Consider the following 12,565-nt stretch of genomic DNA (forward strand, 5'->3'; position numbering starts at 1 on the left):
TTTTAAAAATAGTATCCAATATTAATATTAAAACGTGTTTCCCATTTAGCATTTATTGACCCGTCAGCTAGTGCATTTGTCCATACTGGTCCTAGCCATGGTTGATTTTTTCCAGAGGCAACATCTATATATGTATATACATTTCCTGAATTAATTAGTACCCCTAAAACATTCATCATAGAATCATTAAAATTTTTCACAGCTTTATCAATATATCCAAAATCATTATAAATTTGAATACTAGAAATCATTTTTCTCTTAATTGGTATTACATAACCTACTCCAAAAGTATATGTAGTAGCCTTCGAGGCTACTAAATAAGGGGCTCCGTAAGCAGTCATAGCAATAATATTATCTGGCTCTTTTTTAAGATTTTCTGTATTATATTCATAGAATGAAACCTGCGCTTTAGCATCAAATTGAGCTATATTCAATTCGTAATGTGCAGCCATGGCTAAATGATTCCCATTTTTCTCTGTATCTAAATTATAAAGCCCTCCATATTGTGCTGAGACTCCTAGTTTATGTTTTGCTTTAGATGCTTCTATTAAATAATTTATTTTAACGTTAAATTGATTAATTTCTTTATTTCTAATATCTAAAGAACCATTCCCGTCTAAATCAATGGAAGCTACATCATAAGAGTACCTACTATTCGAAATATCAGAATTGTTACCAAACCTTAACTCCTCCGAATTTTTAAAAAAAGCCAAAGCATATTCCCAATTACCATTTTTATGAGTGTATTTGATTCCCATATCATGATCATCTTCCAATCCTACATAATAATTGATTCCGAAAAACCAGTTATGTGAATTATATTGTGTTATACCAAATGGAACCTGTGTTAAACCTATTTGTAAATTAGTGTTTTTACTAAAATCATAACCTATCCAACCTTGTTTAAGCATCCCTCCTCCAAAATCTTCAGAATAAAAACGATACTCAACATTTAATTTTAAATCTTTATAATCTGCTTTAGTATTAATTCTAAACATATCGAAACCAAAATCACCTCCTCTTTTTTTTTGCCCTGCTTTCCAAGAGGAAAAATTATAATTGAACCGAAGTGCCCCCCCTATGGAAATTTTTGGTTTTTCTGGTTTTTTGCTTTGTGAATGCATATTAGACGTGACCCCAATTGCCAATAAGTAAAGTGCTTTTTGATAAAATTTCATGTTTATTTATTTTATAGTAGATCTAATACCCTCTTTAGAACAAAGAGCGAAAGCATAATCAAAAATTACAAGCAAATGCCTATATTTTTGTTAATTAAAGTTCAAAAATTATGCCTCTATCTGGATTTCTTAACTATGACGCAGGGGGAATAAATTTGTCCGACTGATTTCGGAAAACGAGGAAGTTAAAACTAAATATTCGTTTATTTTTTTTGTCTTTAAGTTTTTTGATCATATTCTCTGTAAAGTTAATCATTTATATTAACCCTAAAAAATTTTCAGTTATTTTTTGTTATGTACGATTGAATAACTTTGTTCTCAATAATCATTAAAACCATAGCCTTAACACTTGTATATTTTTATTTTAAATAACCTAAAATATACAAAGAAACATTTATCTTCTACGAACTAAACTAATTGTATTCAAAATAAAAATATTAAACCATAGCTTGTACTTCACTAAATACATATGGAATATCAATACTCAAACTTGTTCCTTCCTTCACTTTTGAAATAATTTCAATAAAACCATTTAAACGCTTAGCCCTAGATTTAATACTATCAATTCCTTTTGAAATTTCTAATTTAGATATATCAAAACCAACGCCATCATCTTTTATTTCAATCCTTACACTTTTATTATTTTTCTTTATCGTAATAAGAACCTTTTTAGCCAAAGCGTGTTTTATAATATTTTGTATAGCTTCTTGTATAATTCTATACACATTAACTAAATCAACTTCTCTATAATTTTTCCAACTAATACTTTTATCGATATCAAGTTTGTAATCGAATGTTATTGAGAAATTTTCCTCTATAAATAAACGATCAATTATTCTTTCAAAATCAATTTCGTCTTCTTCTAAGTTTAAGCTTAATTTATCTGGCAATTCTCTAATCTCTTTTTCTACTTGATGTAACTTATTAAGAAAATCTTGATATCGCTCTCTTCTCTGATTTACAGTAAAACCTCTTAAATTAGGCGTCATACAATTACAAAATAGTTCGCTTAAAATACCATTCTGTAGCTCATTTGAAATTCGTTTACGTTCTTTAGCTCCCTCTTCTTTTTGTTTAATCAATAGTTCTTTCTCTAATTTTTTTATTGTATTTTTTTCTTCTTTTGAAGGCTTCTCTAATTCCTTTTTGGCTATCATCTTTTTAAATGTCCAGCAGTAAGTATAGTGAAGAGCTACAAGTAATAGAGGAAATCCTATAATTATGAAAATTACACTGATTGTGGTTACTTTTGTTAAAAGACTAATAAAAATTGAAATATAAAATAATGACATTAAAATAATTAAACTATGAATAAACTGCTCTTTGTTCTTATTCGTTTTTTTTTTTCTTGCTATTATTAAATTATAAACTCCATAAATAAAAAAAAATATAACATAGCAAATTGTCATATAAGTTAATTTATGATTTGATTCTAATCCAGATAGGTCTTGCTTTTTATTATCTTCTTTAGAGATCATAGGAGTCGATTCTATTCTTAGATTGAAATTTAACTGCTCTGATAAGCCTTTATAAAGTTTTACTAAAATTGATGAATTAAGTATATATTCCAAATTCATCATATGACTCTTATCATATGCTTCTGATAATATAATTCTTGAGGTATCTTTTTTTGCTCCGTGCAATGATAAGTTATAAACTTGACTAGTAAACAAAATAATTATGGTTAAAGAGAATAATAAAAATAAATTACGTTTTTGTATTTCTATATTTACTCTCTTCGTTACTAAATTATAAGGTAATTCTATTTTTAATTTGTTAAGTTTTTTGTCTTTTTCTTCAATGTAGTTTTCCATTTTTTAGAATATTGTTTGGTTTAGTAGGAGTCATAATACATGAGCTAAGCTTAATCTTTAAAAAAATAAAAGATTTTTTTTCTGAAGAAGTTCATTCATGCTTTCTAATATAATACTTTTACAAGTATTATTTATACTAAATAAGCTTGTTCTATTGTGATATTTTTATATTATTTAGTTTTTTCAGATCTTCTTAACAAGACAACGCTAAATTAACTTCACCTTTTTACAACCTTCTTTTATATCCTATATGCTAAAAGAAGACTACAATAATACAACTCATAAAATTTTCAATTAAGATTAAAAAAAAGAAAGTTTTAATCTAATTATCAGACTATTTAACTATATTTGTTTAGAAGCTACGATCCTATTTTTAAGGATAATTAGTGTTTTATATTGTTTTAAATTCTCTGCGTATTAACCGAACTTCTAACTACATCAAGAATTAAATTAATGCGCAGTTTTTAATAAAATCAACCTCTGAAATTCTTTGATTATTTTTTTCGAATATCTTTCTCAAAATTTATAATTAATACCATCATTTTATAATATCATAAAAATTAGGTTTTCTTGAAGAATACTAATTGAATTCATAAAAAAAGTAATCAAAAATAATTATTTATTAATATACAAACATCACCCAAAAAAAAACAACGCATTAACAATCAATACATTATACTCATCTTTAAAAATAATACATCCATCAAAAAAATAATATTTTAATTAAATCTTGGTGTATATTTAAAAAGTTTTCATTGTTAAATTAATTTAATTAGTTTTAGAGAGGAGAAATAATCGTTAATTATTTCTCCTCTTGAATTTTAAACATTATCTGTTTATTATTAGAAAAAGAAATATACTTATTTCTTTACTTTGATGTGCCACTTCAAACATATATATCATTAAATAAATACATGAATTCTAAAAAAATATATTTTTTAAAAAATAAAGCACTGATTTTCAAAACTTTTTGTATATTTAAATAACTTTTAGTGTTCTACTGCGTATTAACCAAACTTATAACTATACCCCCCCAAAGTGTTGATGCGCAGTTTTTACCCAATTTATCTTTTATTTATATTTTTTATATTTTTTTAAAAAAAATATTCTTTGATTATATTGAGTTTCATTGTAATTATTATATGTTTCTGGATCTTATTTCAAGATTTAATAAATTCATTAGTTTTTGTATTTCGTCACACAAGTCATATCTGTAATTAATAATTTTATTTGTTAACTCTAATTTAGCAGCTAAAACATTTCTTATTTTTTGATCTGAAAGTATTGTCTGATAGTTATTTTTAATTTCATTGCTTATATTAAATTGAGGATCTTGTGAATGTAATAACCTAACAAAATTAACATTGTTTATAGCTATCTTATCTACACGAAGCTGTTGTACCGTTAAACGGTCTTCAATAAAAAATTTTAAACTATTTATATTTAACTCAAGAGCTGTAAAACTTCTACGAATTCCCCCATTCTTAATAATTCCTAATTTCCCTGTATTTTTAACATCTGAATAAGAATTAATTACAGGTACACGTGCTTCAAAATTCCATAATAGTTCATAAAATATTGAATCGTTAATAAACTTATTAAAATCTGTTTGAAATCCATATTCTGTTTTTCCCAAAGCTAAAAACAATGACCTTTTTAGCTTTTCTTCTTGCAATGCAAAATTTTCCGACTGCTTTTTGGCACTTTTCAAATCCTCAAAAAGATTTTTTAAAATATTAATTTCTTCTATATCAACTTTTCTATCTTCATTCCAATTATTAATTTGAAGAGCAATTAAAATCCCTATGACTACCATTACAACTTCTTTTACTAAGTATTGAAGTAACTTAAAAAAATTAAACCCCATAATTAAATAATCTTGTTAAATTTATAGGTCGAAACTTTTTGATATTATTATTAACACGCATCACAAAGATAATGGCGACTTTTGTACCCATGATTTTAATTTATAATTGATTTAATTTGTTCCGTTTAAGTTATTAAAGATTAACGTACGAATAATTTAACACCAAATGTATTGTTTATTTCTTTAACTGTTTAATCTTACCTATTTTTTATCCTTCTTTATTAATTGTTATGCTTTTTACTATTAATTTCAATCCCACTAAATTATGTCCGCACTAGAAGTTATTTAAGAAATATTATAGTAATGATAGATGTGAAGATAAGCCTTTAACATTATTATTGTTTGAACAATTTATTAAGCTTTTTTTAATATAAGAGAACAATCGTTCATTACTTCTTATAGCAACATCCTACCTAATAAATGTTTACTCTTTTTTTCATTTACATTGCTTAATTATTTCGTTTATATTTTTTATATTTGATACTCTATTTTGTTTTACTGCGTATTAACCAAACTTTTCATAATACTGTTTTCTTTTAAAAACGTTAGTGCGCAGTTTTACCCCAATTAGGAATTGAAAAAAATTAATACATTCAACACTATCCAAACGTAGTAGATTTCTTCAGATATACCAATAATTCATATAAAATAGGCTTACAACTTAATTTGTGCGCTATTCTCTTTATGGGTATTATAAAATCAAAAAAAAGATACTAAAGAAATAATTTAATACATATAAAGTTTTAGTTGTTAAAAAGGTAAATTTATACCTGGAATAGGATACTTTTTCATCAATTTGGTTTTATGTATGGTATTTAGAGTTTTAAATATGTAACGAAATCATATTTTAATAACTGTATTTTTTTCAACTTTTTCTTTTGAGTATACAATTAAGTACTTGTGTAAAAGTGGTAATAAACAACTATTTCTTTATTATCATAAAAGAAAAATGTCCTCTATATAAAATAAAGGACATTTAAACATTTTTTATTGATTTTTTGTTAAATAGATTTTCTATTCTCTTTTTTCTGTGTTTCTGCTTCTTTTTGTGCTCTATCCATTTCAAAGTTGTATATCATTCGGATTAACTTATCTGTATGATAAATATGATCCTTAACATTGTCCATATCTTCTGATAAATCATCTACAATTGCAGCCATGGGTTTCTTTTGCGAATTATCATAACTATTAAGCCTATCAAGTTTCCTGTTTAACAGTTTTGAGCTATTGAGCTCTATTCCCTCAATTCTTTCAGCAATATCTATATAAGGTTTTATAAATTTATGACGAATCTGTTCTGCTCTATCCAAACTGATTATAGTACTACCTCTTCCTGCAAGCGTACCTTTCGGAACTGCTAAATAATCAGTTCCAAAAACTTCTGAAATAGCTAAATTATCAGCCCATCTGCTTACATCCTTATCCTTTAATAAGGCCCATTTATATCCACTTCTATCTTCGTCATGTTTTATAACTTTACCTATAACACGATCTTGTTGATGTAGCTTAAGCTTATTTATTATAACATTTTTATTATTGTATTGCTTCTGTAATTCTTTGAACTTTTTTGCTTGAGTCGTACTCAATCCTTTTATAATTTCATCACGCCCTTTTTCTGGATATAATCCTTCTCTTTTCAATAATGCCGCTAGTGGTTTTGAAAATTTTTTTCCTTCATTCCAACGGTTTGATCTCTCAAAGATAGGCTCTTTAGAAGTGGCTATCATATCTGCTAAAAGTATTTTTGTAAGTGGCTTTTCATTAACAGGACTTACTCCTTCGAGTAGTTTAGCAACTTGATCTACCGCGTCCAATATTTTAGATTCCGCAATTCTGTCTTTTATCTGTTTTATGTAATGCGCTTCATTTGCTCTTTTAGCATACGCTTTTATTGAGTCCGATTGTTCTTCAATAAAACTTTTAAAAAGATCTTCTGTTTGAATTATACTCTCAGGCTCTATTATTTTAGGCGTTGGACTTGAAATAGGATTCCCTTTAACGTCCTTTAACAGTTCTTCTCTGATAATTTCCATCATTATCGCCCTACTCTCGTTTAACTTATCAAAAGCTGCCTCATAAGGACTCAAAACTGCATCAAAAACAGTCTTTTCTTTCGTGTTTTTTTTAATTGCTGGTTGACTCCAAAATCTCATAACAGAAGCCATCATCCCCATTAGAGCGCTTTTTACATTGGTCTTTTCTTTATCTAATTCTATTGAAGTCATTTTATCATATTTAACCTTTCCTACAGAAGCCAATATATTCTCTTCAACCATGTTATCATCTACAATTTCAATAAGAAAATCACTTATACCTTGGTCAGCCCATTTCGGTGTATTCTGCAAGTTATTTCCGAGTTTCACAAAAATATCTCCAAAATCCTTAACCTCTTTTCGTGTTTGAACGTCATGTAATTCAAGTTCTTCATCAATAACTAAATTAGCCGTTCCTTCTTCTTCTTCATCAACTACTAAATCTGATAAATCAGGTATTTTAATCATTTGTTGTGAAATTTCATGTAAAGAACTACCATGTGTTTCTGTTGTTGTCATGATAAGATCCTTCAACCCATCTCCAATAGCATTGGAAGCTCCAATTGTAAAAGAATTAAGTAATTTAGCCAACATCTTACCCAGCAATGGGGCTAAATATTTTTTTAGTATTCCTTTATCTGTCAAAGTAATTTTCTCATGATAAATAATTTCATTTATAAACTTATGAGCTGTTTTAAAAGTCAACTCTTGGATATTTTTACTAAGCTTTATATAACCTTCTTTGGCTTCAATTTTTAAATCTTCCTGAATACCTTTAACATAGCTATCTAAAACCAATGATTTATACAGATTAACTCTTAGGTCGAAAGGTACAATTTGTGGATTTAAGTTCGGATGTGTAAGTACATCTTCAAATTGTTGTTTAGACACATGACCTGTTTTATTGTGTTGGTAAGATAAATGCCATATTGTAGCACTTTTGTTATTAATATCCTTTACGATTTGTTCAACACTTACCTTGATTGTTGGTTTGTCTTCACTTTTAATAGGGGATGTTTGTTTTGTCATTTTTATATTGTTTATTTTTCTGATCACAAAAATACCTCACTGCACCTACAACTGACTTACCTTTACAGTCCAAGTATTTATGAAAATAGCTCTATTTATACTTCAAAATATTATGATACAACACCTCAACAAAAAATACTCATAAATCACTTGATATATCAATTGTTTAAATAAAGTTTAAATTCAAAAAACACTTAAATTAAGAGGTTGATAAATAGTAAGTATCGTATTGTTGGTTATAAATTTATATTAATAACGCTACCTAGAATTTATATACCTACCTCATGAATAATACCTATATCTTTTCAGTAATGAACCTATTTCGTAGAATGAATAATTTAAATACTTTAGCGATATAAGAGAAGGGGCCTGCGTATTAACCAATACTTAAAAACAAGTACGGTATTCAGATTAATACGCAGCTTTTGTTTTAAATAAATTCCGCCAATAAGATGATATTAAAAAATTAGTTATATAAATTCCACATGATATTTTTTTAATATAAAAACTTATGAAATCATTTAAAAGTGAAAGTATGCCAAGCTTTGAAAAAGAATTACCCAATAATAAAAACTAAGCCTTATTTGCTAAATATAAAATAAAAAGATTATTTTTTGTGAAGAAAAGACGAACATACTAAAGGCTTCAAAAAAGCTGAGTATAAATATCATTTTTATAACTATAGTCTTATAGAAATTATCACTACTAATGCGTTTTATATTATCTTCAAAATATAAATAAACAGTACATGTTTAAAAGTATTAACAAACTAATTCTTTATGCAAAAAATCGAAAAAATTATGAAAAAAATTGAACAGAAATATCCATTATATAAACGAGTTTATAATAAATGAAAAATACCAAGTCAAACTTGAATGTATAAAAACTATTGAAGACTATTGACCATTGTACCAAGTTATCAACTCCTATTTAGATTAACATCTAGGTAATACAACAACATTAGTTATAAATCGGCAGACAAAATACAAACAATTAATAAACAATGCTTTAACCAATACGTGAAATTGATATTTTCATTTAGATCAATGCGTAGCTTTTATTTTAGACAACTAATTACCAACAATATAAATTCATATTAAATTTGTTTCTGGACTGCACTCTTAATAATAGATTTCAGTACCACTTTCTTTTTTATTATAACCGTTTAATGCGTTATATAAGACGCTAGTATTTTTATTTTTTTATAAACACTAATCTAACATATTCAGATATCATTGTTTTTTAGAATTATTTTCAAAACAGAAAAAATATTTATTACATACAAAAGCAATCGATAGTACAATAATTTCACACACTTAAATTAGTAGTTATTGATTATAAAAAGCCCCTTTATTTAGATTATAAAGGGGCTATAATTAAACTATTTCAGTTTAAAGACTAAAAGTTATTTTTTCCTTATAGAGATTTTCTTCTATCTGAATTTGCACCTACTTTTGATTTCAATAATTCAACTTGATCTTCCAAATTATTACTTTTTATTGTCAAGTCTAAAACAACTCTATTAACCGTATCAACTGCATGGCTAGCTGTCGCTTGAGATTTTTTCACTTCATTTTGCAATTTTTTCATAATTTGATCGTAGGTTAATAAAGTTACTTGTTCTTCAAGATCGCTCAAGCTAATTGTTCCATTATTTAATTCTTCTTCTATTTCTTGCTCTAATTTTCCTCTTGTATCATATTGAATATTCAGAATATCAGCAGCTATTTTCTTATTTTTTTGCACATAATTCTCTCTAAACTCATCTGCTCTATCTAAGCCAATAACAGTACTACCTACTCCTGCTTTCCCTGATGTTTTAGGAACAGCTAAAAACTCTTTTTTAACTTCTGATATTGCTATATTTTCAGCCCAATCTTCTATAACCTCTTTATTAGGTTGTCCTCCTTTATGTTCTAATTTCCATAAATACCCACTTCTATCCATATCATGTTTTACTACTTTACCTATGACATATTTTTGTGGATGTAATTTGAGTTTATTGACCAACACTGAGTAATCATTATAATTCTTTTTCAATTCGTCAAACCTTTTTTGATCACCCTGACCTAATCCTTTAATGATCTCCTTACGGTCAGATGATGGAATCAATTCATTATCTCGTAATAATAAAGACACCTTATGTGACATTCTTTTTCCTTCATTCCATCTATTTGATTTACTAAAAACAACTTCTTTAGAACTCGCTATCATATCAACTAACAGCATTTTTTGATATGTACTAATAGCGGTATCGATTTCGGGTATTTGCTTTATTTTTTGTTTTACCTCCGCTAATTTATTTATTACACCTGAATTGGTTATTCTTGTTTGTATTTTTACTTTATATCCAGGGTCATGAACTAAATTAACACGCTCTTGTATTTTTTTATAATGCTTTAATAAAGCCGCGCGCGGATTTTCATTTTCTAAAACCTTTAATTCAATTACAGGAAGTGGCTTACCATCTGGAGATTTTGATATTTCCTCTTGTACAATAGATCTTATTTGAACCTCAAACTCCTCTATTTTTTTTACTGCAGCATCATATGGACTCAAAATACTGTCTAAAATATGCTTTTTATTTTTAGCCTGTCCCATGGCTGGCTGGTTGTAAAATCTTACAACACTTACTAGAGCTCCAATAATTTTACTCTTCGCTTCAGCTCTCCTACTAATGGCATCATTTCCTTTTAAACCTTTAAAGGCAGCCTCCCCCATGGTAGCCATTAAATTTTCATTAACCATCTCATCATCTACAATTCCTATTAAAAAATCACTTATACCTTGATTTGCCCAGGCAGTTGAATTTTGCAAATTTTCTCCAAGTTTCTTAAAAATCTCCTCAGGATTCTCAATTCCTGCTCTAGTTTGAACATCTGAAAGATCACTGCTCTCTAAATCGCCTAAAGGATTAACTCCATCTGCTACATTTGTAAACATTTCATCGTTGAAATCAGGTACTCCAATCATTTGCTGTGAAATTTCATGGAGAGAATTACCATGTGTATTTGTAAGGGTCATTACTAAATCCTTAATTCCATCAGCAACAGATTGTGAAGCTCCAATTGTAAAAGCACTTGCTAATTTTGCCAACATAATTCCTACTAACGGAGCAATATACTTTTTTATTAAACCTGGATCCGTTATTTTTATTTTTCCATTTTTTATGGTTTCTTTAATAAATTTATCTGCGGCCTTAAAAGCTAATGTCTGAATATCTTTTTTTATTTCTGCATAAGATTTTAAATTATCTGACGTACTAAAAATACCACTAACATATAAAGCTTGATCCAATGTGCTTGCTCCAAAAACTATGTCTTTATAGGTTTGTACAACATTTATTAGCTTATCGCTCTTTATAATATCTACATAATCATCCAGAGTAATATAGCCTTGTTCATATTGATTGACCAAATCTTTTATAGTTGCCTTTTTATTATTTATATCATCTATTATTTGACTATTACTTGTATTATCCATTATTTGTTATTTATTTTTTTTATGTAATTAATGTAAACGTTTTATTTTCTATATATTTTATTTTAGATTCATAATATTATTTCTTTCAGCATTTTAATTATTGATCAGAAGAACTAAATGTGCAATGAATACTCCTCTATTTAATATTTATTTTGATTTTTAACACATACACCTAATTTTAAGGATCAATAATTGTTATCATTTTTTTACAAGGAAAAATAACATAAAATAAATCTAATCAGTAAGAATTTTACTTTATTGCCTATAATGGATGTGCTGTTCTAGCTATAAACGATTTACTCTTTAAACACTAAAAAATTGAGTAAAAAAAACACAAAGAAGTAATAATTATTTTCAAATTAAAGACTGCGTACTAATCAAATTCATCCTATTTTTTTGATTAATACGCAGAGTAGTTAACTATTAATCATATTTGTTGAATTTAATTAAATAATAAAGAAAATGAAATCAGCAAGAACACTGAAAACAAAACAGGAGTAACCATTAAAAAGTTATCTATAAGGTCAAAAACAATACAATTAATAAATTGCATAATACAAATCAATTTTACGATATTTCAAAAAATAAAACTATTAAAACAGAATAATAATTAGAAATTTGAAATTGTATTATAGCTATCATTCATCGAATGAAAAATTGTAATATGATATCTTTCCTAATAAGATTAGGTTGGGTTGTATCAATATAAGATATCCTTTTTGTTATTAATGGTAGGTTAAAGAAAATTCCCATTCTGAAAAATTTAGCCTGCCATTTTTTATTTTTTTGAAAGTCATTTGAAAAATAATAACTAAAATTTCATTTATTATCAATAACCCTAAAAAGAGTAAAACAAAATAAATTACTACCTGATAAAAAAAATCTCTTAAAGTATTTTTAAATAATTTTTATTTTCCTATTCTAAAATATTAAACACAAACAACAATTCAACATTCAAAGGAGGTAATGACTCTCTTGTCATTTTTTTATTAAGTCCAAAACAATATATAAAATAATAAAAAAAGAATATTCATATTCAAAATACTAAAAAAAGTAAACTGCTAGATTCAAATTATAAAAACACTTTTTTTTAGGGTTTAAAGTAATATAACTGTTCTATTCTTGTATAATATATCCCACTAAATATTATACTTTTTCAAA

At 26.6% G+C, this 12,565-nt stretch carries 5 protein-coding genes; all 5 read right to left on the minus strand.

All coding sequences use genetic code 11. The annotated features are described in order from the left end of the window. Positions 1-2: 2 nt before the first annotated feature. Complete coding sequence (locus ACSIGE_RS04565; RefSeq protein WP_440881608.1) at positions 3-1,178, minus strand: hypothetical protein; 1,176 nt, start codon at positions 1,176-1,178, stop codon at positions 3-5. A 437-nt stretch (positions 1,179-1,615) separates the two neighbouring features. After that, complete coding sequence (locus ACSIGE_RS04570; protein WP_440881609.1) at positions 1,616-2,992, minus strand: sensor histidine kinase; 1,377 nt, start codon at positions 2,990-2,992, stop codon at positions 1,616-1,618. Positions 2,993-4,130: 1,138 nt separating this feature from the next. After that, the gene (locus tag ACSIGE_RS04575) at positions 4,131-4,859 is read right to left on the minus strand and encodes a DUF6090 family protein (RefSeq protein WP_440881610.1); all 729 of its coding nucleotides are present in this window, start codon (positions 4,857-4,859) and stop codon (positions 4,131-4,133) included. 1,001 nt (positions 4,860-5,860) lie between these two features. Next, positions 5,861-7,921, minus strand: coding sequence for a hypothetical protein (locus ACSIGE_RS04580; protein WP_440881611.1), 2,061 nt, complete (start codon positions 7,919-7,921; stop codon positions 5,861-5,863). A 1,416-nt stretch (positions 7,922-9,337) separates the two neighbouring features. Next, positions 9,338-11,404, minus strand: a complete 2,067-nt coding sequence (locus ACSIGE_RS04585; RefSeq protein WP_440881612.1) for a hypothetical protein — start codon at positions 11,402-11,404, stop codon at positions 9,338-9,340. Positions 11,405-12,565 lie beyond the last annotated feature (1,161 nt).

This window comes from Tenacibaculum profundi (assembly GCF_052050075.1).
GTDB lineage: Bacteria > Bacteroidota > Bacteroidia > Flavobacteriales > Flavobacteriaceae > Polaribacter.